21 protein-coding genes are annotated in these 23,143 nt (G+C 67.1%); 10 read left to right on the top strand and 11 right to left on the bottom strand.

Annotated features, from left to right (window positions below):
• Nucleotides 1-63: 63 nt before the first annotated feature.
• The 5 genes from M3M28_RS10380 (at nucleotide 64) to M3M28_RS10360 (ending at nucleotide 4,476) form a co-directional block, all read left to right on the top strand.
• Nucleotides 64-861 (top strand): ABC transporter substrate-binding protein, encoded by a 798-nt coding sequence (locus M3M28_RS10380; RefSeq protein ID WP_249386393.1) that lies wholly within the window; start codon nucleotides 64-66, stop codon nucleotides 859-861.
• Nucleotides 861-1,853: an amino acid ABC transporter permease gene (locus M3M28_RS10375; protein ID WP_249386392.1), complete on the top strand. Its 993-nt coding sequence runs from the start codon at nucleotides 861-863 to the stop codon at nucleotides 1,851-1,853. The genes M3M28_RS10380 and M3M28_RS10375 overlap by 1 nt, the downstream gene beginning before the upstream one ends.
• A complete protein-coding gene (locus M3M28_RS10370) occupies nucleotides 1,850-2,662 on the top strand; it encodes an amino acid ABC transporter ATP-binding protein (protein ID WP_283255705.1) in 813 nt (270 codons plus the stop codon). The genes M3M28_RS10375 and M3M28_RS10370 overlap by 4 nt, the downstream gene beginning before the upstream one ends.
• 186 nt (nucleotides 2,663-2,848) lie before the next feature.
• On the top strand, nucleotides 2,849-4,012 hold the full coding sequence (locus M3M28_RS10365) for an adenosine deaminase (RefSeq protein WP_249386391.1): 1,164 nt from the start codon (nucleotides 2,849-2,851) through the stop codon (nucleotides 4,010-4,012).
• A complete protein-coding gene (locus tag M3M28_RS10360; protein WP_249386390.1) occupies nucleotides 4,009-4,476 on the top strand; it encodes a PTS sugar transporter subunit IIA in 468 nt (155 codons plus the stop codon). The genes M3M28_RS10365 and M3M28_RS10360 overlap by 4 nt, the downstream gene beginning before the upstream one ends.
• Here M3M28_RS10360 and M3M28_RS10355 read toward each other — a convergent pair.
• Both M3M28_RS10355 and M3M28_RS10350 read right to left on the bottom strand, forming a co-directional pair.
• Nucleotides 4,473-6,197, bottom strand: a complete 1,725-nt coding sequence (locus M3M28_RS10355; RefSeq protein WP_249386389.1) for a phospho-sugar mutase — start codon at nucleotides 6,195-6,197, stop codon at nucleotides 4,473-4,475. The two genes, M3M28_RS10360 and M3M28_RS10355, sit on opposite strands and share 4 nt — an antisense overlap.
• On the bottom strand, nucleotides 6,194-7,072 hold the full coding sequence (locus tag M3M28_RS10350) for a purine-nucleoside phosphorylase (RefSeq protein ID WP_249386388.1): 879 nt from the start codon (nucleotides 7,070-7,072) through the stop codon (nucleotides 6,194-6,196). The genes M3M28_RS10355 and M3M28_RS10350 overlap by 4 nt, the downstream gene beginning before the upstream one ends.
• Before the next feature lie 49 nt (nucleotides 7,073-7,121).
• Here M3M28_RS10350 and M3M28_RS10345 point away from each other — a divergent pair, with 49 nt between their 5' ends.
• Entirely contained in the window at nucleotides 7,122-8,555 is a 1,434-nt protein-coding gene (locus M3M28_RS10345) for an NAD(P)H-quinone dehydrogenase (protein ID WP_249386387.1), read from the top strand.
• Nucleotides 8,556-8,739: 184 nt separating this feature from the next.
• Nucleotides 8,740-10,122, top strand: a complete 1,383-nt coding sequence (locus tag M3M28_RS10340; RefSeq protein ID WP_249386386.1) for an aspartate aminotransferase family protein — start codon at nucleotides 8,740-8,742, stop codon at nucleotides 10,120-10,122.
• An 80-nt stretch (nucleotides 10,123-10,202) separates the two neighbouring features.
• Here the strand turns inward: M3M28_RS10340 and M3M28_RS10335 are convergent, their stop codons facing one another.
• From M3M28_RS10335 to M3M28_RS10310, 6 genes are all read right to left on the bottom strand, one after another.
• On the bottom strand, nucleotides 10,203-11,027 hold the full coding sequence (locus M3M28_RS10335) for a hypothetical protein (protein WP_249386385.1): 825 nt from the start codon (nucleotides 11,025-11,027) through the stop codon (nucleotides 10,203-10,205).
• Nucleotides 11,024-11,722: an ABC transporter ATP-binding protein gene (locus M3M28_RS10330; protein WP_249386384.1), complete on the bottom strand. Its 699-nt coding sequence runs from the start codon at nucleotides 11,720-11,722 to the stop codon at nucleotides 11,024-11,026. The genes M3M28_RS10335 and M3M28_RS10330 overlap by 4 nt, the downstream gene beginning before the upstream one ends.
• Before the next feature lies 1 nt (nucleotide 11,723).
• Nucleotides 11,724-12,128, bottom strand: a complete 405-nt coding sequence (locus tag M3M28_RS10325) for a GntR family transcriptional regulator (protein WP_249386383.1) — start codon at nucleotides 12,126-12,128, stop codon at nucleotides 11,724-11,726.
• 105 nt (nucleotides 12,129-12,233) lie between these two features.
• Complete coding sequence (locus tag M3M28_RS10320; protein ID WP_249386382.1) at nucleotides 12,234-12,617, bottom strand: hypothetical protein; 384 nt, start codon at nucleotides 12,615-12,617, stop codon at nucleotides 12,234-12,236.
• Between the two features lie 170 nt (nucleotides 12,618-12,787).
• Nucleotides 12,788-14,569 carry an acetyl/propionyl/methylcrotonyl-CoA carboxylase subunit alpha gene (locus M3M28_RS10315; RefSeq protein ID WP_249386381.1) on the bottom strand — a complete coding sequence of 594 codons (1,782 nt, stop codon included), beginning with the start codon at nucleotides 14,567-14,569 and terminating at the stop codon, nucleotides 12,788-12,790.
• A gap of 95 nt (nucleotides 14,570-14,664) precedes the next feature.
• Nucleotides 14,665-15,633 carry a helix-turn-helix transcriptional regulator gene (locus M3M28_RS10310; protein ID WP_249386380.1) on the bottom strand — a complete coding sequence of 323 codons (969 nt, stop codon included), beginning with the start codon at nucleotides 15,631-15,633 and terminating at the stop codon, nucleotides 14,665-14,667.
• Between the two features lie 204 nt (nucleotides 15,634-15,837).
• Here M3M28_RS10310 and M3M28_RS10305 point away from each other — a divergent pair, with 204 nt between their 5' ends.
• On the top strand, nucleotides 15,838-17,571 hold the full coding sequence (locus M3M28_RS10305; RefSeq protein ID WP_249386379.1) for an ABC transporter ATP-binding protein: 1,734 nt from the start codon (nucleotides 15,838-15,840) through the stop codon (nucleotides 17,569-17,571).
• Nucleotides 17,568-19,658, top strand: a complete 2,091-nt coding sequence (locus M3M28_RS10300; RefSeq protein ID WP_249386378.1) for an ABC transporter ATP-binding protein — start codon at nucleotides 17,568-17,570, stop codon at nucleotides 19,656-19,658. The genes M3M28_RS10305 and M3M28_RS10300 overlap by 4 nt, the downstream gene beginning before the upstream one ends.
• Before the next feature lie 85 nt (nucleotides 19,659-19,743).
• Here M3M28_RS10300 and M3M28_RS10295 read toward each other — a convergent pair whose 3' ends face one another.
• The 3 genes from M3M28_RS10295 to M3M28_RS10285 all read right to left on the bottom strand — a co-directional run bounded on the left by M3M28_RS10295 (nucleotide 19,744) and on the right by M3M28_RS10285 (nucleotide 21,728).
• Complete coding sequence (locus M3M28_RS10295) at nucleotides 19,744-20,559, bottom strand: hypothetical protein (RefSeq protein ID WP_249386377.1); 816 nt, start codon at nucleotides 20,557-20,559, stop codon at nucleotides 19,744-19,746.
• A gap of 275 nt (nucleotides 20,560-20,834) precedes the next feature.
• Nucleotides 20,835-21,470: a Maf family protein gene (locus M3M28_RS10290; RefSeq protein ID WP_249386376.1), complete on the bottom strand. Its 636-nt coding sequence runs from the start codon at nucleotides 21,468-21,470 to the stop codon at nucleotides 20,835-20,837.
• 39 nt (nucleotides 21,471-21,509) lie between these two features.
• Complete coding sequence (locus tag M3M28_RS10285; RefSeq protein ID WP_249386375.1) at nucleotides 21,510-21,728, bottom strand: hypothetical protein; 219 nt, start codon at nucleotides 21,726-21,728, stop codon at nucleotides 21,510-21,512.
• Nucleotides 21,729-21,784: 56 nt separating this feature from the next.
• On the opposite strand from M3M28_RS10285, the gene M3M28_RS10280 reads away from it, so the two are divergent.
• On the top strand, nucleotides 21,785-23,083 hold the full coding sequence (locus tag M3M28_RS10280) for a class I SAM-dependent RNA methyltransferase (protein WP_249386374.1): 1,299 nt from the start codon (nucleotides 21,785-21,787) through the stop codon (nucleotides 23,081-23,083).
• Nucleotides 23,084-23,143 lie beyond the last annotated feature (60 nt).

Below are 23,143 nucleotides of genomic sequence, written 5' to 3'. Positions count from 1 at the left end.
TCCGTCCTGGCACTCACCGGTTGCTCCGCGTCAGAAACTCAGACCGAGCAACTCACTTCGGGTGTGGATGAAGCAGCGAAGGCGGCGGTGCCGCAGGAGATCCGCGACGCCGGGGTCATCAACGTGGCGGTCGACTACCCGTATCCGCCGTTCGAGTACCAGGACGATGCGGGTGAGATCACCGGGCTCGACATCGATTTGGCGTATGCGATTGGTGAGAAGCTCGACATTCCCGTGCAGATCAATAAGCAGCCGTTCGACTCCGTGGTCGCGAGCCTGCAAGCCAACAAGAACGACATCATCCTCTCGGGCATGAATGACACACTGGAGCGGCAGGAAGTGCTCGACTTCGTCGAGTACCTGCACGCTGGCTTCGCGATTGCGGTGCCCGCGGGCAACCCCGAGGGGATTAGCGACGAGCTGGACCTGTGCGGCCTGACGATCTCCTCGCAGAAAGCTTCGACAAGCGGCGACATCCTGCGCGACCTCAGCGAAGAATGCACGAGCGCCGGCAAGGCCGAGATTCAGATTCACGAACTCGCCACGACGAACGACGGCCAGACCGCGGTGCAGGCAGGCAACGCCGACGCGTTCATCGGCGACGCCCCGATTATGGAATACCTCGTTGCCACGGCCGGCGACGGCAGCACATTCGAACTCGTCGACTTCGCCGATGCACCCAAGGGGTTTGAGCCCGTGTATACCGGCGTTGGCGTCCTCAAGGACGAGGGTCTGACGGAAGCCCTTACGCTCGCCATGCAGTCAATCGAGGCGGATGGCACCTACGACGCGCTACTCGAGAAGCACGACCTGACGCAGTACCGGGTCGAGAGCATCGACGTGAACCTCGCGGAGAAGTAATGAGCACCGTGACCTCGCCCACAGCACCAAGTAGCTCGTCCGCCGAGCGCAACGGCACTCGGGTCGCTGCCGATGACCTCACTATCCGGCCACTGCGGCACCCGTGGCGGTGGATCTCTGGAGCGGCGGTCCTGTTCCTCGTCGCGATCTTCATCCACGCGATCGCGACGAACAAGAAGCTCGACTTTGCGGCCATCGGCCAGTACCTCTTCAGCCCGCGAATTCTCTCGGGGCTGGTGCTCACGATTGTGCTGACCATCCTCGCCATGGTCATCTCGACCTTGCTCGCGATCCTGATTGCGGCAATGCGGATGAGCAAGAACCCCGTCATGCAGGCGGTCTCGGCGGTCTACATCTGGGCTTTCCGCGGCACGCCGCTGCTCGTGCAGGTCGTGCTCTGGGGGTACCTCGGCTTGCTGTTCGACCGGCTCGGCATCGGCGTTCCCTTCACGAGCATCATGTTTTGGTCGATGCCTACCAACCTGCTCGTGACCCCGTTTATTGCCGGCCTGCTCGCCCTCACCCTGAACCAGGCGGCCTACTCGGCCGAGATCGTTCGCTCGGGCATGCTGTCGGTTGACTCGGGGCAGCGGGAGGCCGCCGCGTCGCTGGGCATGACTCCGGTGCGGACCTTCCGGCGCATCCTGCTGCCGCAGGCCATGCGCGTCATCATCCCGCCCATGGGCAACGAGTTCATCTCGATGCTGAAGAACACCTCGCTGCTTTCAGTCATTGCGGTGCTGGAGATCTACACGGTCGCGACGCAAATCTCGGCGCAGAACCTCAAGCAGATTGAGCTGCTGATCGTCGTGAGCCTCTGGTACCTGCTGCTCACCTCGCTCCTGGCGATTCCCCAGCACTACCTCGAGAAGTACTTCGGCCGGGGCGTTGCGGGAGCTTCCGAGAAGCGGGCCAAGACCCCGGGAACGACCGACGGTGAAACGGATGCGGCGCAGGCCGCTGGTGACGGAGCGAAGGAGGGTCAGCGATGAGCAAGACCGTGAATCCATGGACGCAAGCCACCGAAGTTTTGCACGATGATGGGCCGATCGTGCGGCTCGAATCCGTGCGAAAGCGCTTCGGCCAGAACGAAGTGCTGAAGGGCATCGACCTCACGGTTGAACGTGGCGAAGTCGTGGTGCTGCTCGGGCCGTCGGGGTGCGGAAAATCTACGCTGCTGCGCTGCATCAATCACCTGGAGACCATCGACGGTGGTCGAATCACCGTTGACGGCGAGATCATGGGGTACCGGCAGCGTGGCGACGTGCTGCACGAGTTGTCGCCCGAGCGAATCGCGCGCCAGCGCAAGTCGATCGGCATGGTGTTTCAGCGGTTCAATCTCTTCCCACACATGACGGCGCTGGAGAACGTCATCGAGGCACCGGTGGGCGTCCGCCGAATTCCCCGAGCCCAGGCGCGGGCGAGGGGGCGCATCCTGCTCGAGCGAGTCGGACTTGCGGATCGTGCCAACCATTACCCGAGCCAGCTCTCGGGCGGACAACAGCAGCGGGTCGCGATCGCGCGTTCCCTCGCGATGGATCCCGAGCTCCTGCTCTTCGATGAGCCGACATCGGCGCTGGACCCGGAGCTCGTCGGCGACGTGCTCGATGTGATGCGCGACCTCGCGGCGGCGGGCATGACCATGATCGTGGTCACGCACGAGATTGGGTTCGCGCGGCAGGTTGCCGACCGTGCCGTGTTCATGGATGGCGGCGTGGTCGTCGAACAGGGCGACCCCACCGAGTTGTTCAGCAATCCGCAGCACGAACGGACGAAGGCGTTCCTGAGTAACGTGCTGTAGCTCTGTGGCCCGGGGTAGGTGTCTGCTCCGGGCCACAACGCGGGACTCAACCCCCAATCGAATGCGGGCAACGCGGCCCAGACGCGTTAGTGTTACGACTTGTAGAAATCTGAGCAAACCGGTCATGCAGGCTGGGTAGCATCGGCGGGTGCACGATTTCGAAGACGAGGTTGGAGGTGGACTCCTGTGACACATGACCGGACCGCAACTCAGGGTGCGGAAGTCTGGCTGGCTGAGGGCGTGGATGCGCGTACCCTCCCGAAGGTGCTGCTGCACGATCACCTCGACGGCGGCCTGCGCCCCGAAACGATCCTCGACCTCGCGGAAGACGCGGGGATCGAACTGCCGGCGGCGGGGGAGCCCGAGCTACGAGAGTGGTTCCGCGCGAACGCCGACTCCGGCTCGCTCGAGCGGTACCTCGAGACCTTCGACGTGGTGCTTCGCGTGCTGCAGACGCCCGAGGCGTTGCACCGCGTCGCGCGCGAGGCGGTGGCCGACCTGGCCGCGGATGGCGTGATCTACGCCGAGCTGCGTTGGGCGCCCGAGCAGCACCTGCGCGGTGGGCTCACGCTCGACGACGTCATTTCGGCCGTTACCGCGGGTCTGCGCGAGGGCTGCGAAGCCCACGAGGGCATCGAGGTCGGCCAGCTGCTGTGCGCGATGCGCCAGGCGAACGACGCCGACACGATCGCGGATGCGGCGCTCCGGCACCGCGGCGACAGCGAGCCGGGCGGGGTGCGCGGCTTCGACCTCGCGGGCCCTGAGATCGGCTTCCCGCCGAGCCAGCACCGACGCGCACTCGAGAAGCTCGCGGGCGAGTTCATGCCCGTCACGATCCACGCGGGCGAGGCCGCCGGCCTTGAGTCGATCGCTTCGGCGCTCATTGACGGCCGTGCGCTGCGCCTCGGCCACGGCGCGCGCATCGCCGACGACATCACCCTCGAGCAGCAGGACGACTCGGGCACGCGCGTCGCGCTCGGCCCGATCGCGAGCTGGGTGCGCGAACGCGGCATCGCCCTCGAACTCGCGCCCTCGTCGAACCTACAGACCGGCCTCGAGCTCGACAGCCCGCTGTTCGAGCACCGCACCGTCGAGACCATCACGCAGCATCCGTTCGACCTGCTCTACCAGCTCGGGTTCTCGACCACGGTCAACACCGACAACCGCCTCATGAGCGCGACGAGCGCATCCGAGGAATTGCAGCTCGTCGCCGACGCCTTTGACCTGCGGGTTGGCGATCTCGAGCAGCTGCAGCTCAACGCGGCCGAGGCGGCCTTCGCGCCGCTCGAAGACCGCGAAGACCTTGCCGACCGCATCACCGAGGGCTACGCGCAGGAGGTGGGCGCGTGAGCGCAGAGACCGCGAAGACCATCTTCACCGACCCGGCGCTCGTGCGCGCCGGCGGCAAGGCCGTCGACTGGCGCGATGCGGTGAAGCAGACCACGCGCCTGCTCGTGTCGGAGGGCTACGTCACCCGGCGGTATCCCGACAAGGTCATCGCCGTGATTGACCGCTACGGGCCGTACACAGTGATTGCGCCGGGCCTCGCGCTCGTGCACGCGCAGCCGAGCGCCGACTCGATCAAGCCCGGCGCCGCCGCGATGACGTTCCCCGATGGTGTGAACTTCGGGCACGCGCACTTCGACCCGGTTGGGCTCGTCATCGCGATCGCGACCACGAACCCGTCGGCACATATCGAACTCATCGCGGACATCGCATCCCAGCTCGAACACGACGGTGGCATCGTCGTGCGCGCGATCCGCGCGAGCTCCGACGCCGCGCTCGTGAAGGCCCTCGGCGAGGTCGCCCCTTAGCTCAGCAGCGCGCGCATCGCCGCAGCGGCCGCGTCGGCGCGCTCGTTTGCCGAGGCGCGGCGATCGCCGAGCGATCCGTCGGTCGACACGGCGTCGACGTACACCTTGATCTTTGGCTCGGTGCCCGAGGGACGAATCATGAGCCGCGTGCCGTCGTCGAGCACGAGCCGCACGATGTTCGCGGGCTGCGCGTCGGTCTCGAAGTCGTGCACCTCGGCGACGGCGACGGCACCCACCTGCCTCGGAGGCGTCGCGCGCACCGAGGCCATGACTGCGGGCAGTTGCGCCGGGTCGTCGAAGCGCAGCGCCACCTGGCGCGACGCGAACGCGCCGAACAGCTCACCAAACTCGTCGTCGAGATCCTGCAACGTCTTGCCGTCGGCGGCCTGCGCGAACGCGAGGTCAAGGATGGCGAGGGCGGCAGAGAGTCCATCCTTGTCGCGCACGGTCTCGGTGTTGACGAGATAGCCGAGCGCCTCCTCGTAGCCGTAGATGATGCCATCGGCACGCGAGATCCACTTGAAGCCGGTCTGCGTTTCGGCGTAGCCGAGGCCGTAGTGCTCGGCGACCTTCGACAGTGCGGGCGACGACACGAGCGACGTCGCGAGCGTGCCGGATGCGCCGGCCGCGGTCGCGATCTTTGCCGCGCGCCAGCCGAGCAGCTTGCCGATGTCGTTGCCGCCGAAGAGGTGCCAGCCGCCCGCACCATCCGACTCGGCGACCGCGAGGCGGTCGGCGTCGGGGTCGTGCGCGATGATGAGCTGCGCGCCAACGCGGCTCGCAGTCTCGTAGGCGAGGTCGAGGGCGCCGGGCTCCTCGGGGTTTGGGAAGTCGACGGTCGGGAACGTGCCGTCGGGCTCGATCTGCTCGGGCACGATCTCGTGGGGCTCAATGCCGGCCATCTCGAGCACCCGGCGGTAGGTGTTCCAGCCGACACCGTGCATCGCGGTGTACGCCACCTTGAGCGGCACGGGGGAGTGGCGCAGCACCTTCGCGGTGGCGGCGACGTACGCGTCGACGAGTGAGGCATCGGCAACGGCATACCCGGTGTCGCGCGGCAGCTCGGTCACCTTGCGGCCGGTCGCGACGGCGGCGATCGCCGCGGCGATCTCGGCGTCGACCGGCGGCACGATCTGCGAGCCCTGGTCGGCGCCGCCGAGGTACACCTTGTAGCCGTTGTCCCACTTCGGGTTGTGCGAGGCCGTCACCATGACACCAGCGGAGGCATCGAGGTGGCGCACCGCGAACGCCGTCACGGGCGTCGGCAGGGCGCTCGGCAACAGCGTCGCGCGCACCCCGGCGGCCTGCATGAGCTCGGCCGTGTCGCGCGCGTAGATCTCGGAGTTGATGCGGGCGTCGTAGCCGATCACGACGCTCGGGTCGGCGTCGCCGCGGGCGAGCAGAAAGTCGGCGAGGCCGCGGGCCGCCTGCGCGACGACGACCCGGTTCATCCGGTTCGAGCCCGCGCCCTGGCGCCCGCGCAGGCCGGCCGTGCCGAACTGCAGGCGCGTCGCAAATCGGTCGCGCACCTCGCGCCACGCCTCGGCGCGGTCAGAGGTGTCGCTCTCGGCAATCTCCTCGCCAGCCGCGCTGACGTCGCCGAGCCGTCCGAGCAGCTCGCTCAGCTCGGCGCGGGTCGCCTCGTCGGGGTCTTGCTCAAGCCAGGCCGTCGCGGCGTGGCGCAGCGCGACCTGCGATTCGCGAATCAGCGGCAGGCTCATGCGCCCGCTCCCGCGTCGTCGGCGACGAGGATGCGCTTGACCGCGTCGGCGAGCAGGGTCGCGAGGTGCGACTCGGCGGCCTTGCCAGCGGCAATGACCTCCTCGTGGCTGAGCGGGTCGGGCGAGATACCCGCGGCGGGGTTCGTGATGAGCGACATGCCGAGCACCTCCATACCCGCCTCGCGCGCGGCGATGGCCTCGAGCGCGGTCGACATGCCGACGATGTCGCCGCCGATGGCGCCGGCCATCTTTACCTCGGCCGGCGTCTCGTAGTGCGGGCCGCGAAACTGCACGTAGACGCCCTCGTCGAGCTTCTCGACGCCGTGCACGATCGTGCGCAGGCGCTCGGAGTAGAGATCGGTGAGGTCGATGAACGTCGCGCCCTCGAGCGGCGACGCGGCGGTGAGGTTGATGTGGTCGCCGATGATCACGGGGGTGCCGGGCGCCCAGGCCGGGTTGAGCCCGCCCGCGCCGTTCGTGAGCACCATGATCTTCGCGCCGGTTGCGGCCGCGGTGCGCACCGAGTGCACGACGCGGCGTACGCCGTGGCCTTCGTAGAAGTGCGTACGCGCGCCGATGATCAGCGCGTGGTGGCCCGACTCGAGGCGCACCGAGCGGATGGTGCCGACGTGGCCGGCGAGCGCGGGCTTCGAGAAGCCGGGCACCTCGTCAGCGGCCAGCGTCGCGACGGTCTCGCCCAGGGCATCGGCCGCCTTGCCCCAGCCGGAGCCGAGCGTGAGAGCGATGTCGTGGTGGGCAACCCCACTGCGTTCTGCGATGACGCGCGCGGCTTCGGCAGCAACGTCGACCGGGCGGGCGGCTGGGTCGTCGAGCGGATGCGCGAACTGGGCGTCGTTGTTGGTCAGTTCAGCCATGGAGTCAGCGTAGGTGAGCGTCGCTGAACTCCGTGGCAAAATGAGCGACATGGGTGCGCTAGCTGCAGAACGTCATCGGATTGTTGTCATTGGTGGAGGGCCTGGCGGCTACGAGTCGGCGATCGCCGGCGCGCAGCTCGGGGCTGATGTCACGCTCGTCGAGCGGGTCGGCGTGGGCGGTTCGGCGGTGTTGACCGACGTCGTGCCGTCGAAGACCCTCATCGCGACCGCCGAGGCGGCGACGCAGGTGCAGTCGTCCGACGAGCTCGGCCTGCAGTATTTTGTGCGCGACGACGCCGATAACCCGCGCCGCCCGGAAATGGCGGTCAACCTCGGCAAGCTGAACCAGCGCATCCTGCGCCTCGCGCAGAACCAGTCGGACGACATGCGCCTCAACCTCAAGGACCGAGGGGTGCGCATCGTCGAGGGCCTCGGCCGCATTGCCGCACCCGGCGTTGTCAGCGTCAGCACCGGCGAGAACGGCCAGGAATTCGACCGCATCGAGTACGACACCCTGGTCGTGTCGGTCGGCGCGAGCCCGCGCGAACTGCCGACGGCGAAGCCTGACGGCGACCGCATCCTCACCTGGAAGCAGCTCTACAACCTGCAGGAGACCCCCGAGCACCTCATCGTGGTCGGCTCGGGTGTTACCGGCGCCGAGTTCGCCTCGGCATACCGCGCGCTCGGCATCAAGGTCACCCTCGTCTCGAGCCGCGACCGCGTGCTCCCCGGCGAGGACAAGGATGCGGCCGACGTCATCGAGGAGGTCTTCAAGCGCAACGGCATGAACGTGCTCTCGAAGACCCGCGCCGAATCGGTCGTCGTCGATGGCGACGAGGTCGTGGTCACGCTCTCGGACGGCGCCGAGGTGCGCGGCTCGCACTGCCTTATGGCGGTTGGCTCGGTGCCGAACACGAATGGCCTCGGCCTCGAGCGCGCGGGCGTGAAGACAACCGATTCGGGCCACATCATCGTCAACCGCGTCGCCGGTACGAGCGTGCCGAATATCTACGCCGCGGGCGATTGCACGAACTTCTTCCCCCTCGCCTCGGTCGCCTCGACGCAGGGCCGCACGGCCGTGTTCCACGCGCTCGGCGACGAGGTGCACCCGATCACGCTGCGCAATGTGGCTTCGAACGTCTTCACCTACCCCGAGATTGCCACCGTGGGCTGGCAGGAGAAAGACATCGAGGAGGGCAAGCGCACCGGCCGCGTCTACAAGCTCGACCTCGCGCAGAACCCGCGCGCGAAGATGCAGGGTTTCCGCGACGGCTTCGTCAAGCTCATTGCGGGCAACAACCTCGGCACGATCGTCGGCGGCGTGGTTGTCGCGCCGCGCGCATCCGAGCTGCTGCTCGCGCTCTCGATCGCGATCGAGCAGCGCGTGACCGTCGACGAGTTCGCCTCGTCGTGGGCCGTCTACCCGTCGCTCTCGGGATCGATGGTGGATGCGGCGCGCGACATGCACGTGCGCGACGCGTAAGACGGGGCGCGGGCCCGCGAATACCAGGATTTTCCCAGCCCCAGTGAATCTGATTCATATTTATAATAGGCTCAGCTCTGGGCGCTGACGCCCCAAGCGTGTTGCCGACGCCAGGCCGGTCGCCGCAACACATCCCCTCGAAACGAACTGGCGCCAGGCCGGCCCAGAGAGAAGAGAGCACACCGTGGGAAAGCCCATTAATTTTGAACGTGTCGAAGAACTCGCCAAGGTTGAAGGCGAGAAGCTGAACGAGCGGACGCAGGAGTCGAAGAACTACTACGCCAACGCGAGCAAGCACCTCGCGGGCGGCGTCGCCTCGTCGTACCAGCTGCACGACCCGTGGCCCATCTACGTCGAGAAGGGCGATGGCCCGCGCGTGTGGGACGTCGACGGCAACGAGTACTACGACTTCCACAACGGCTTCGGTTCGATGGTGCAGGGCCACTCGCACCCCGCGATCGGCAAGGCCGTCATCGACCGCTACCCGCTCGGCACGCACTTCGCCGCGCCCACCGAAGATGCGATTGTCGTCGGTGACGAGCTCGCTCGCCGCTTCGGCCTGCCCAAGTGGCGCTACACGAACTCGGGTTCGGAATCGACGATGGACGCGATCCGCATCGCTCGCGCCCTCACCGGCCGCGACACCGTCATGAAGATCTTCGGCTCGTACCACGGCCACCACGACACCGTGATGGTCGACATCGGGTGGATCGACGAGCAGGAGATCGGCCCACGCGACAACTACGCGTCGATTCCCTACGGTGCTGGTGTGCCGCAGGCGACCGTCGACATGACCGTCGCCGTCCCGTTCAACGACGCGGAGACCATGGAGAAGCGCATCCAGGCGCTCGACGCCGAGGGCCGCAAGCCCGCCTGCGTCATCATGGAAGCCGCGATGATGAACCTCGGCGTTGTGCTGCCTGAGGACGGCTACCTCCAGGCCGTGCGCGACATCACGAAGAAGTACGGCATCATCCTCATCTTCGACGAGGTCAAGACCGGTATCTGCATCGCGCCCGGTGGCGCGACCGAGAAGTTCGGCGTGCGGCCCGACATGGTCACCCTCGCCAAGGCGCTCGGTGGTGGCCTGCCTGCCGGTGCGATCGGCATGACCGAAGAGGTCGCGACCGTGGTCGAGGACGGCTCGGTGTACCAGGTGGGTACCTATAACGGCAACCCGCTGACGCTCGCCGCCGCGCGTGCCTCGCTGCTCGAGGTCATGACCGACGACGCGTACGCGCACCTCGCGCACCTCAACGACCGCATCATCGCGGGCTGCGACGACGTCATCAAGCGCTACGAGCTCGACGCCTACACCGTGGGTATCGGCTCGAAGGGCTGCGTCGTGTTCAGCGACCACAAGGTCACCGACTACGAGACCTACATGGCCAACGCGAAGACCGGCGGCAAGCTCGCCGACCTCGCCTGGCTGTTCAACATGAACCGCGGCATCTTCATGACCCCGGGTCGTGAAGAGGAGTGGACGCTCTCGGTCACCCACGACGACGCGGCGATCGACGCGTACGTCGAGGCCTTCGACCAGCTCGCGGCCGCGATCCGCAGCTAGGTTTCGCCCGCACGAAGCAGCCCGCCCCAGCATCCGAATTGGATGCTGGGGCGGGCTGCTTCGTGCGGCTGCGGCTGCGGTTAGACGAGCGAAACCTTGCGGTTCCACGAGTAGTGGGTGCGCCAGAGGCACGCCGCGGCGATGAGTGCCAGGGCGGGCAGGAACCCGAGTGGCATGACGTCGTCATTCCCGTTGCCGGCGAAGGCATCGAAGAAATTGGTTTCGAAGCTCACGACGGCGAGGTTGCCGCCCTCGAGGCCGAGGCCAAAGGGGAGGATGAGGATGGCGAACGTCGTGATGAGTTGCGTCACGAAGTAGAACGCGATGAGCACGATGATCGGGCCGCCGATGCCGAAGCGATTGAGCGGCGCCTCGCTGCCGATGGAGACGCAGAAGAAGTACTGCACCGGCCATACGAGCATGAGCAGTACGAAGGAGACGACAATGGCCGTGAGCATGCCTGAGGAGGCGTACTGCGATGCGAAGTCGAGCAATTCGCCGGCCATGGTGAACGGGTTGCCCGCGAGTCCGAGCATGGGCCCGAAGGCGGTCCAGAAGATCAGCGCCGCGGCCGCGGTCACGACCATGGCTGCGATTGAGGCCAGCCACGCCCACAACATCTTGGCCCAATAGATCGTGCTGCCCTTGGCAGGGATGGACTGCGTGAAGTAGCCGAGCTGGCGGTAGCTGGAGCGCCAGTAGTCCACGGCGAGGGCGATCTGCGTTGCGGGGAGCAGCAGGAGCGTCACGACTACGCCGAGGGCGACGCCGAGCTCCGAAAGCACGGGCCACTCCATGAGGGCGAACAGCGTTGAGAGGGCGACGATCGCGAGCCCGCCGCCGAGGAGCAGTCCGAGGAAGGTGCGGGTGCGGAGATACTCGTGCTTGAGCAGTGTGGCGGTCATCGGTACGTCTCCCTAAACAGTGCGTCGAGGCTCAGGTTGTGTTCGGCGCGGAGGTCGTCGGCGTCGCCCTGCAGCACGACGTTGCCGTGGCGCATCATGACGACGCTGTCGAGAATGGGCTCGAGGTCGTGAATGAGGTGGGTGGCGATGAGCAGCATCGAGTCCTCGTCGAGGTTGCGGAGGATGCCGTTCAAGATCACCTCCCGGGCGGCCGGGTCGACGCCGCTGATCGGCTCGTCGAGCAGGTAGAGCTTGGCGCGACGAGACATGGTGAGCGCGACCTGCACCTTTTCGCGCATCCCCTTCGACATCTGCTTGAGGCGCATGCGCTCGTCGAGGCCGAAGAAGCCGATGAGGTCGCGGGCCTTCGCCTCGTCGAAGTCGGTGAAGAAGTCGCGGTAGAGGCGGATGCAGTGGGCCACGCGGGCGTCCTGCGGCAGGAAGCTCGCGTCGGGCAGGAACGAGACGAGCGCCTTCGACGCAGGGCCCGGCTTGTGACCGAAGATGCTCACGTCGCCGCGGTAGTCGGCGATGAGACCGGCGAGGATCTTGAGCAGCGTTGTCTTGCCGCAACCGTTCTCGCCGAGCAGGCCGACGATGCGGCCCGGTGCGAGTTCGAGGCTGAGGTCGTTCAGTGCCGAGGTCTTGCCGTAGATCTTGTTGAGGTGCTGGATCTGGATTGCCGGGGTGGTCATGTCACTGCCCTCCCGTGCGGGTGTGTGCGGCGTGGTCAGAATGGACATTTGGGTCGTCCCATCGTTGTTTGATGATGTCGGCGGCCTGGCTGAGGTGCATCCCCAGACCGCGGACCCTGGAGATGTAGATATCGGTCGCGTCGCGGGCGAGATCGGCGCGCAGGGCGTCGATGCGGGCGAGGTCGTCGGTGATGAATCGGCCGCTCGTGCGTTCGGAACGGGCGAGGTCGGCACGCTCGAGCTCGGCGAGCGCGCGCTGGGCGGTGTTGGGGTTGACGCCGACTTCGGCGGCAATCTCGCGCACTCCGGGAACGCGCGAGCCTGGCTGCCACTCGCCGACGACGATGCGCCGGGAGAACTCGGCGACGAGCTGCACCCAGATGGGGGAGGCGGTGCTGAACTCCATCGGTGTCCTTGTGTTGTTGTATTAGGTGCTTAATACAGTGGCACAGGTGTGGGATGGGCGCAAGGGGTTCGGGGGAAAAGAAGCGAGCCGGCGTGGGGTCGGTGGTTAGACCGACAGCAGCTCGATGAGGTTGTCGGAGAACTGCGAGTTGTAAGCGAGGGCCGTGGTCTCGACCTGATTGCTCGAGGCGTCGGCATCGACGTAGTCGGCGACCCCGTCGGCGCGCTGCTGTTCGTTCAGCAGGCCGAGGGCGGCGAGCGACTCGGCGGAGGTGCTCGCCGAGACTGCCTCGGTGACCGGCGCGTCGGTGGTCTGGGTGACTGAAGTCTGCGTGGTGGCCTCGTCGGCGAAGGCGGGAGTGGAGAATCCGAGCGTCACGGCGACGGTGGCGACTGCTCCGAGTGCGAATGCGGCGTTGCGCCAGCCGCGGCGGCGACCGGGTGCGCGGTGGTCGGTCATTCGCGTCTCGTTGGTGTGCTGCTCAGTCATGGTGATGCTCCTTGCGTTACGGCTCGTCTTCGGGCTTGTGACTACCTTCGGTGGGCGATCTATGGGCAAGTCAGCACTTCGCTATGCGTGCGCTATGCGGGGCTCGGAGTAACGAAACTGCCGGCCCACCCGTGAGGGCGAGCCGGCAGTCGTGGTGCGCGCGGGGCGGGCTACTCGTCTTCGACCGAGAGCAGCTTCGTGCCCGAGCTGATGGTCTGGCCGGTCTCGCCAGTGATGCCGCGCACGACCCCGTCGCGCGTCGACGAGATCGGCTGCTCCATCTTCATCGCCTCGAGCACAACGAGCAGGTCGCCCTTGACGACGCGCTGGCCCTCTTCGACGGCGAACTTCACGATGGTGGCCTGCATCGGCGACGTGACGTCGTTGCCGGATGCGGTTTCGACGGTTCCGCGCGAGCGGCGGCGGGGCGCGTGGCCGGCCATGTTGCGGCCGACGCCACCGTGTTCGATGCCAGCCGAGATGACGAGGCGCTCGGGCAGCGAGACCTCGATGCGCTTGTCGTTCACCTCGACGACAACCTCGCGGCGCGCACCCGGGTGCTCAAGCTCCTCGGCCTCGCCGTCCCACGGCTCGAACTGGTTGTCGTAGTCGGTCTCGATCCAGCGCGTGTAGACACCGAACTCACCGTTCTCGGCGGTAAACGCCGGCTGGCGTACGACGTCGCGGTGGAACGGGATGACGGTCGGCATGCCGGCGACGACGAACTCGTCGAGGGCGCGGCGCGAACGCTCGAGCGCCTCCTCGCGGGTGGCGCCCGTGACGATGAGCTTCGCGATCATCGAGTCGAAGGCACCCGAGACGGTGTCGCCCTGGCGGACGCCCGAGTCGACGCGCACACCGGGGCCGGTCGGGGCCTCGTAGGTTGAAATCTTGCCGGGCGCGGGCAGGAAGTTGCGACCCGGGTCTTCACCGTTGATGCGGAACTCGAACGAGTGCTTCGTCGACACCGGGTCGTCGTAGCCGAGTTCGGCGCCCTCGGCGATGCGGAACTGTTCGCGCACGAGGTCGATGCCGGTGATCTCCTCCGAGACAGGGTGCTCGACCTGGAGGCGCGTGTTCACCTCGAGGAACGCGACGGTGCCGTCGTTCGCGAGCAGGAACTCGCAGGTGCCGGCGCCCTGGTAGCCGACGTGCTTGAGGATCGCCTTCGACGCCGAGTACATCTGTTCGCGCTGCGCATCGGTGAGGAACGGCGCGGGCGCCTCCTCGACGAGCTTCTGGTTGCGGCGCTGCAGCGAGCAGTCGCGCGTCGACACGACGACGACGTTGCCGTGCGCATCCGCGAGGCACTGCGTCTCGACGTGGCGCGGCTGGTCGAGGAACTTTTCAACGAAGCACTCGCCGCGGCCGAATGCAGCGACCGCCTCGCGCGTGGCCGAATCGAACGCGTCGGCGATCTCCGACTCCTCACGCACGATCTTGAGGCCGCGCCCGCCGCCGCCGTAGGCCGCCTTGATGGCGACCGGGAAGCCCACCTCGCGCGCGAAGTCGACGACCTCGGACGCCCCCTGCACCGGTTCGAGCGTGCCGGGCGCGAGGGGCGCGCCGACCGACTCGGCCACGTGACGCGCGGTCACCTTGTCGCCGAGGGCCTCGATCGCCTCGGGCGACGGGCCGATCCAGATCAGGCCCGCGTCGATGACCGCACGCGCGAAGTCGGCGTTCTCAGAGAGGAAGCCGTAGCCCGGGTGCACGGCGTTCGCACCCGAGCGGCGCGCCACAGAGAGCAGCTTCTCGATGACGAGGTAGGTCTCGGCACCTGTGGCACCACGAAGCGCGTACGCCTCGTCTGCGAGCCGGGCGTGCGGGGCCTCGCGATCCTGGTCGGCGTAGACGGCGACCGAGGGGATGCCGTAGTCGCGGGCGGCGCGAATGATCCGGACAGCAATCTCGCCGCGGTTGGCGATCAGGAGTTTCTCAATGCGAGGCATAATTCCCTAGCTTATGAGGAAAGGCACCGTCGGCGTTGGAACTTCCCAACAGTGTTTCTCGCGAAATCGTTGCGGAAATCACGAAGCGCTCCGGCCTAGTGCGGGTTGTCGCGGCTGGCGGCGCTGTGGGTTCGGCCGAGTTTCGTCGCGAGATCGGCGACCGCCTCGGCGAGTTGTGGCGGGCCGAGGGGCACAAATTCGAATGGGCTCATCGTCGCGAGCACCGCGACCCAGCGGGGATCGCCGCGCGTGGTGAGCAGCGTCGTCTCGTCGTCGATAGCCTCGAGGTCGCCGCGGAGCCACTCGAGCATCCGTTCGCGCACCTCAGACAGCGGAGCAAGGATGCGCAGCTGCATGGGCTCGCCGGGTTGGAAGGCGCGCGCCTGCCGCACTGCCTCGAGCGAGTCGGGTGCGTCTCGGGGTTCGAAGCGAAGCGTGGATGCGCGCGGCTCGCGGATGCGGTCGAGGCGGAACACACGCCAGTCGTCGCGGTTGACGTCGAAGGCGTGGAGGTACCAGCGCCGATCGATCGCGAGCACACGGTACGGCTCGGTGCGGCGTTCGCTCGCCTGCCCATCCGCCGCCGTATAGCCAAACTCGAGGCGCACGCCATCGCGCACCGCGCGGGCGAGCACGCGGAGCACCTCGGCATCGACAATCGGCCCGTTTGGTGCGGGCACATCAACCGACTCGGTGACCGCGGCGATCTCGGGGCGGAGCTTGGGTGGGAGCACCTGGTCGAGCTTCGTGAAAGCGCGCACGGCGCCGTCGGCGAGGCCGTCGATGCCCGAGGTTACCGCGAGTTGGAGCGACACGGCCATGGCCACGGCCTCGCTCTGGTCGAGCAGGAGGGGCGGGAGTGAGCGGCCGGCGCCGAGTTGGTACCCGCCGCCGTGGCCGGCGGCCGCGAGTACCGGATACCCGAGCTCGCGCAGACGGTCGATGTCGCGCCGAACCGAGCGGGTGGTCACGCCGAGCTCGGCCGCGAGCTCGTCGCCCGACCACACCGAACGCGACTGCAGGAGGTCGAGCAGTCGAAGCGTTCGGGCGGTCACTTCGGACATGAGAACAGTCTGGCCGAGTTTGCGGACAAAATGTGTCCGCAAATGCCGATAGTTTGGCCCGTGACCAGAGAAAAAACGACTCGATCTACAAATGCGTCGGCCACCCGAGTCTGCAAGGATAGAACCCGTTTTTACGATCGGGTCTCGCTCCACCCAGGCGCCCGACGCTCTGTCTCGAAGAAGTGGCCCACAAGGCGGTATTTCATGTTGCTTAAATTGCTCGGCAGGTATTTGCGCCCGCACCTGCCGCTCGTCATTGGCGTGCTGGTGTTCCAGTTGCTCCAGGCGTTCGCAATGCTCTACATTCCAACGCTCAACGCCGACATCATCAACAACGGTGTCGCGAAGGGCGACGTTGGCTACATCTGGCAGACGGGCGGCGTGATGCTGCTCGTCGCGATCGGCCAGCTCGTGTGCATCCTCGTCGCGACCTACTGCTCGGCTCGCGCCGCGATGTCGGTCGGCCGCGACCTGCGCCGCGACGTGTTCGACCACGTCGCCGGCTTTTCCGAGCGCGAGGTTGCCGAGTTCGGCGCCGGTTCGCTCATCACCCGCAGCACGAACGACGTGCAGCAGGTACAGATGCTCGTGTTCATGGGCGCCCTCGTCATGGTCTCGGCGCCGATGCTCGCGATCGGCGGCGTCGTCATGGCGATTCGCCAGTCGATCGAGCTCTCGTGGGTCATCGCGGTGGCGGTGCCCGTGCTGCTCATCCTCATGGGCATCATCGTCGGCCGCATGATTCCGCTTTTCGGCAAGCTGCAGGACCGCCTCGACGGCATCAACCGGGTCATGCGTGAGCAGCTCACGGGCATTCGCGTCGTGCGCGCGTTCGTGCGTGAGGACATCGAGCGCCGCCGCTTTGGCGAGGCGAACGACAACCTTGCCGACGTCGGCCGCCGCGTCGGGAACCTCTTCGTCATCGTGTTCCCCGGTGCGATGCTGATTATGGAGATCACCTCGGTCGGCGTCGTTTGGTTCGGCGGGCACCTCGTTGACGCCGGCACCATCGAGGTCGGCGCACTTATCGCCTACATCTCGTACACGATGCAGATCCTCATGGGCGTCATCATGGTGAGCTTCATGACCACGATGATTCCGCGCGCCTCGGTCTGCGCCACTCGCATCAGCGAGGTGCTGGCGACCGACACGTCGCTCAAGTTCCCCAAGCAGGGCATCGCGCAGCAGCCGACGCCGGGTCGCGTCGAGTTCGATAACGTGACGTTCGCGTACCCGGGCGCCGACAAGCCCGTGCTCAGCGACATCAACTTCACCGCTGAGCCCGGCCAGACGGTCGCCGTGATCGGCTCGACCGGCTCGGGCAAGACGACCCTCGCCAACCTCATCCCGCGGTTGTTTGACGTGACGGGCGGCGAGGTGCGCGTCGGTGGTGTGCCGGTGCGCGAGGCCGATGCGTCGAGCCTCTGGGACTCGATCGGTTACGTGCCACAGCGGCCGTACCTCTTTGCCGGCACCGTCGCATCCAACCTCGAGGTGGGTCTCGAGGGCGCGAGCGAAGAGGACATGTGGTGGGCGCTGCGCGTTGCCCAAGCCGACGACTTCGTCAGCGAGATGCCCGGCCAGCTCGAGGCGTCGATCGCCCAGGGCGGCACGAACGTCTCGGGCGGTCAGCGCCAGCGGCTCTCGATCGCCCGCGCGCTGATTCGCAAGCCGAAGCTGCTCGTGTTCGACGACTCATTCTCGGCGCTTGACCTCACGACCGACGCTCGCCTGCGCGAGGCCCTGTGGCAGGAGCTGCCGCAGACGACGAAGTTCGTCGTGGCCCAGCGCGTGTCGACGATTACCGAAGCCGACCGCATCATCGTGCTCGACGGCGGCCGCATCGTCGGTGACGGCACCCACGAGCAGCTGCTCGCGGACAACCCCACGTACCAGGAGATCGTCGAGTCGCAGCTCGGCGCGGAGGCAACTCGATGACCGACGCACCTACGACGAATTCCAACGCAACCATCGACGAGTTCGACGAAGAGACCGCCGCGGCCGCCGCTGCCGGCGGCGACTGGAGCGGCACCGGCGCGGACTCACGCCCGGCGAAGAACTTCTGGCCGAGCTTCAAGCGGCTGCTGGGCCTGCTGGCACCGTGGAAGCTGACGTTCGCGTTCGCGACCGTGCTCGGGGTGATCTGGGTGCTGCTCACGCTGTGGGCCCCGCGCCTGCTCGGTAATGCCACCAACCTCATCTTCGAGGGCGTTATCTCAGCGCAAATGCCCGCTGGCATTTCGAAGGAACAGGTGGTCGCGCAACTCGAGGCCGAGGGCCAGCACAACTTTGCCGAGATGGTGTCGGCGATGGATCTCGTGCCCGGCCAGGGCGTCGACTTCTACGCCCTCTCGCAGACGCTGCTGCTCGTGCTGGCGGTGTACCTCATTGCCATGCTGCTCGACTATTGGGTTGGGTACATGCTCAACGGCATTGTCATCAAGGCGATGCACGGCCTGCGCCGTAGCGTTGAAGCGAAGGTGCACAGCCTGCCGCTGAGCTACTTCGACCGCACGAAGCGCGGTGAGCTGCTCAGCCGCGTCACGAACGACGTGGACAACATCACCAACGCGCTGCAGCAGTCGCTCATTTACGTGATCAACGCCGTGCTGATGATCATTGGCCTGCTGATCATGATGTTCACGATCTCGTGGCTGCTCGCGCTGATTGCGCTCGTGACGCTGCCGATCACCGGCATCATCATGGCGGTCATCGGCCCGCGCTCGCAGAAGGCCTACCAGGGCCAGTGGAAGTCGACCGGTCGCCTCAACGCCCGCGTCGAGGAGTCGTTCTCGGGCCACGCGCTCGTGCGCGTCTTCGGTCGCGAGCAGGACTCGCGCGAGAAGTTCAACGCCGAGAACGACGAGCTGTTTCAGGCGTCGTTCAAGGCGCAGTTCCTTAGCGGCCTGATGATGCCGCTGATGCAGTTTGCCGGCACACTGTCGACGGTCGGTGTCGCCGTGATCGGTGGCCTGCAGATCGCCAGCGGTAACCTCCGCCTCGGTGACGTGCAGGCGTTCATGCAGTACTCGCAGCAGTTTTCGGGCCAGATGGGTCAGGTCGGCCAGATGGCTCCGGTCATCCAGTCGGCCACCGCCTCAGCCGAGCGCGTGTTCGAGTTGCTCGACGCCGAGGATGAGCCCGAGGACGACCCGAACTCGCCCGAGCTCGTGCCGGGCCCCGGCAAGATCGAGTTCGATCACGTGGCGTTCTCGTACTCGAAGGACAAGGACTCGCCCGACTGGCGCCCGCTCATCGAAGACCTCAGCTTCAGCGTGGAGCCGGGCCAGACGGTGGCCATCGTCGGGCCGACGGGTGCCGGCAAGACGACGCTCGTGAACCTCGTCATGCGGTTCTACGACGTCGACTCCGGGCAGATCCTGCTCGACGGCCAGCCGACCGGCGACCTCCGGCGCCACGACGTGCGCGCCCGCACGGGAATGGTGTTGCAGGACCCGTGGCTGTTCCAGGGGTCGATCCTCGAGAACATCCGCTACGGCAACGACGACGCGAGCGATGAGGAGATCAAGGAGGCGGCTCGTACGACCTACGTCGACCGCTTTGTGCAGTCGCTGCCCGACGGGTACGACACCATGCTCGACGAGGACGCCTCGAACGTCTCGGCCGGCGAGAAGCAGCTCATCACGATCGCCCGCGCGTTCGTCGCGAACCCTGCTGTGCTCATCCTCGATGAGGCGACGAGCTCGGTCGACACCCGCACCGAACTCCTGCTGCAGCACGCCATGAACGCGCTGCGTCAGGGCCGCACGAGCTTCGTGATCGCGCACCGCCTCTCGACGATTCGCGACGCCGACCTCATCCTCGTGATGGAGCAGGGCTCGATCGTCGAGCAGGGCAACCACGACTCCCTGCTCGCGCAGCGGGGTGCCTACTGGCGCCTCTACCAGTCGCAGTTCTCGGGCGCCGCGACCGACCTCGACGATGGCCGCGGCGACGGCACGGCCGAGCACGCGCAGACGGCGACCGGGGCGATCCCGGTGGTCGGCGAGCCGACCGGCGAGTAGCCGAGCTGCAGCCGGCTAGCTAGCGAGCCAGAACGAGTGAGGGCCGCATCCTGCAAAGGATGCGGCCCTCACTCGTGAGTTGTCGTTAGTCGTCGAAGCCCCGAATCGCCGGGGTGCGCACCTGTGTGGCGGTGAGGTCGCTCGCCGCGACCTCGGCGTAGCCCGCATCGCCGCAGTCGGCGATGTAGTCGCGGTCGCCGCGCTGGTAGATCTCACACTCGGGCGTCGACGCGATTGCGTCGCCGGGCGTCTCGGGCGCTACTTCGCCCTCGTGCCAGACGATCTGGTCGCAGATGACATCGAGGTTGGGGGAGTTCATGTCTCGGCTGGTCATGAGCGCATTCGAGTCACCGCGGAGCATGCTGAGATGACTCTCGAACGTGGTCGGGACCTGCGTCGCGGGGTCATCCTCGCGGCGCTCGCCGAGGAACATCGAGCAACCCAGTGTGCCCTGCTCGGTCGACACATATTCATTCGGGTCGACGACGCGGAACTCACCCGTAAAGATGGCGGAGTTGATCTCGTGGTCGAGCGCCGACCAGCCGGCGATGGCCCACCCGTCGCCAATGACGGCGAAGTGATCGAAGCCGTGTCCCTCGTTTTCAGACCCTTCGAGCCGGTAAAAGTCGGCTTCGGACTGCCCGGTATCGGCCAGTACATAGTTATTCGCCGCGAGGTCGGCCAGCAGTTCGTCGAACGAGGCGGTCGTTTCAACGTAGGTGTACATGACGCCGACCTCATAGTCGGTGCCATAGATCTCACAACTCATCCCACGATCGATCGGTGTCGCCGTACCGGTCGCGCCGCTGCGGTCGAGCTGGAACGTGCCGCCAGTGACCGCGACCTGTTCTTTCAATCCCCACCCGGGCATCGTGATTTCGAAGGCGGCATCGGTGGACATCAGCCCAGGGCAACTTACGGTTGCAGGTGATTCCGCCTCGGTCGTGTCAGGCGTTTCGGTCGTCGGTGCGGTCTCGGCGGGCGATGCGGCGGCGGGCGCCCCGGTGTCATTCGGCTCATCGCTGGCCTGGGTCGAGCAGCCAGCGAGTAACAACGTAGTGGCGAGGACAAGGGCGAAATGGGCGGGGCTCAAGCGTCGGCGCATGATGGTCTCCGTTATTCGTCAGGCGTACTTCATCGTCGCACGCGTCTCCTGGCGTCCTCAACGGTGAGCGATTAGCTCGCGGCGCCGGGCCGGTTCCAGAGCGCGGGCCAGGAACCGCCGAGCTCGCGTACGAGACGGCGCACGACGGGCAGCGAGATACCGATGACCGTCGATGGGTCGCCGTCGATACGGTCGATGAATGCGCCGCCGAGGGAGTCGATCGTGAATGCGCCCGCCACGTAGAGCGGTTCGCCAGAGGCGATGTACGCGTCGATCTCGGCGTCGTCGAGGTCGGCGGCGAACTCCACCGTCGCCGACTTCACCGCGCCGACACCGGCAGTGCCGTCATGGCCCTCGCGCCGATCGACGAGCCAGTGACCCGACCAGAGCGTGCCGGTCTTGCCGCGCTGCTGCTCCCAGCGCTCGCGGGCCCGCTCGGGGGTGTGGGGCTTGCCCTGGAGCACGCCGTCGACCTCAAACATCGAGTCGCCGCCGAGCACGAAGCCGTCAAGCGCTTCCTCACCATCGGCCACCGCGAGCGCCTTCGCGCGCGCGAGCGTGAGCACCGTGTCAGCCGGCGAAAGCGAGCCCGCCGCCGCGAGCACCGCATCCTCATCGACATCGCTCGGCCGCACGACCGGCTCGATGCCGGCGGCGCGGAGCACCTCGAGGCGGGCGGGTGAGGTGGAGGCAAGAATCAACGACATGCGCGCCAGTCTAGGCAGGCCGGTGAACGCGGCGAGGCGTCAGTCGCGGCGCGTGCGGATGCGCAGGCCGAGCACGAACATGACGATGCCCGCGATGAGGCACACGAGGGTGAGGATGAGCGAGGTGGCCATCGCGATGTCGTCGCCGGCGCTGCGCTGGATGCCATCTGAGCTGAGTGTCCCCACGACGATCAGAATGATGCCAATGATCATCAGGGCGACGCCGCCCTTGCGCTTTGGTGTCTCCGGAGTACTCATCGCGCCCACGCTAGCAGCCAGGGCCACGGCGGGGTGCGCCAACTAGACTTGTCAGCGTGACTGAAACCACTGCTTCCGAGCTCGTTCCGGGCCAGATCGTTGAACTGACCGTCGGCGATGTAGCCCACGGCGGCATCTTCGTTGCCCGCCACGAGTCGGGCCGCGTCGTGTTCGTCTCGGATGCGCTACCCGGCGAGCGCGTCGAGGTGCGCGTCGCCGAGGTGAAGAAGCGGTTCGCGCGCGGCGAGACGCTGCGCGTGCTTGAGGCTTCGCCTGAGCGCCGTGAGCACGTGTGGGCTGCGGCGTCGCTCGAGCGCGCGCCCGAGGACCGCGCCGGCGGCGCAGAGTTTGGGCATGCGCTGCCCGAGTTCGGCCGTGAGCTGAAGCGCCGCGTGCTCGCGGATGCGATGGCCCGCTTCGGCGGGGTCGAGGCTGAGGGTGCGCTGCTCGGCGACCTCGAGGTCGCGGGCCTGCCCGGCGACGACGAGTCCCGCGGCACCGGCTGGCGCACCCGGCTCACGCTGCACGTCGATGCGGACAAGCGCGTTGGGCCGTACGCCGCCCGCTCGCACCGCATCGTCGACGTCGACGACCTGCCGCTCGCGTTCAGCGACATCGAGGAGTCGGCGCTCGCCGAGATCCGTGCCGGCTCGCGCTCACCCGGGCACATCGATTTCGTCGCGCCGGCCGACCACGAGGTGCACCTGCGTCGCCGCCCGGATGCGAAGCCGGCCCGCGCCGCCGGCGTTGTGCACGAGCGCGTGCACGAATTCGCCTTTGACGTGAACGAAGACGGTTTCTGGCAGATCCACCGTGCCGCTGCGACGACGCTGTTCGACGCCGTTGGTGCGGCGCTCGACCGTGAGCACTTCGACGCCGCCGCGCAGCACCTCGACCTCTATGGCGGTGTCGGCCTGCTCGGAGCGGCGCTCGCGGCAGCGGCGGGGGAGTCGGGAATCCGGCTCGAGTCGGTCGAGGTGGCCGAGGAGGCGACGGTGCACGCCGCCGCAAATCTCGCGCGCTGGGAAGGAACCTCGGCGGTGACCTCGCCGGTCGACCGCTACCTGCGCGGGCTGGCGAAGAATGCGGATGCGTCGCAGCGCGCATCCCTCGCTGCCGGCACCGTCGTGCTTGACCCGCCGCGCGCGGGCGCCAAGGCCCCCGTGATCGACGCGCTCGCGGCACTCGAGCCGCAGCAGCTCATCTACGTGGCGTGCGACCCCGTCGCGCTGGGCCGCGACACCGGGCTCCTGCGCGAGCGCGGCTACGAGCTCACGCGCCTGCGCGCCTTCGACCTGTTCCCGAACACGCACCACGTCGAGGCCGTCGCCACTTTCATCCGCGCCTCCCGCTAAGCGCCCAGAACGACGCATAGGTGTTGCGTTTCGCCCCATTCGTGGCCGATTTTCGGCAGG

Origin of the sequence: Gulosibacter sediminis (genome assembly GCF_023370115.1) — a bacterium.
Taxonomy (GTDB): Bacteria; Actinomycetota; Actinomycetes; order Actinomycetales; family Microbacteriaceae; genus Gulosibacter; species Gulosibacter sediminis_A.
This window is presented reverse-complemented; position numbering and strand designations above follow the sequence as displayed.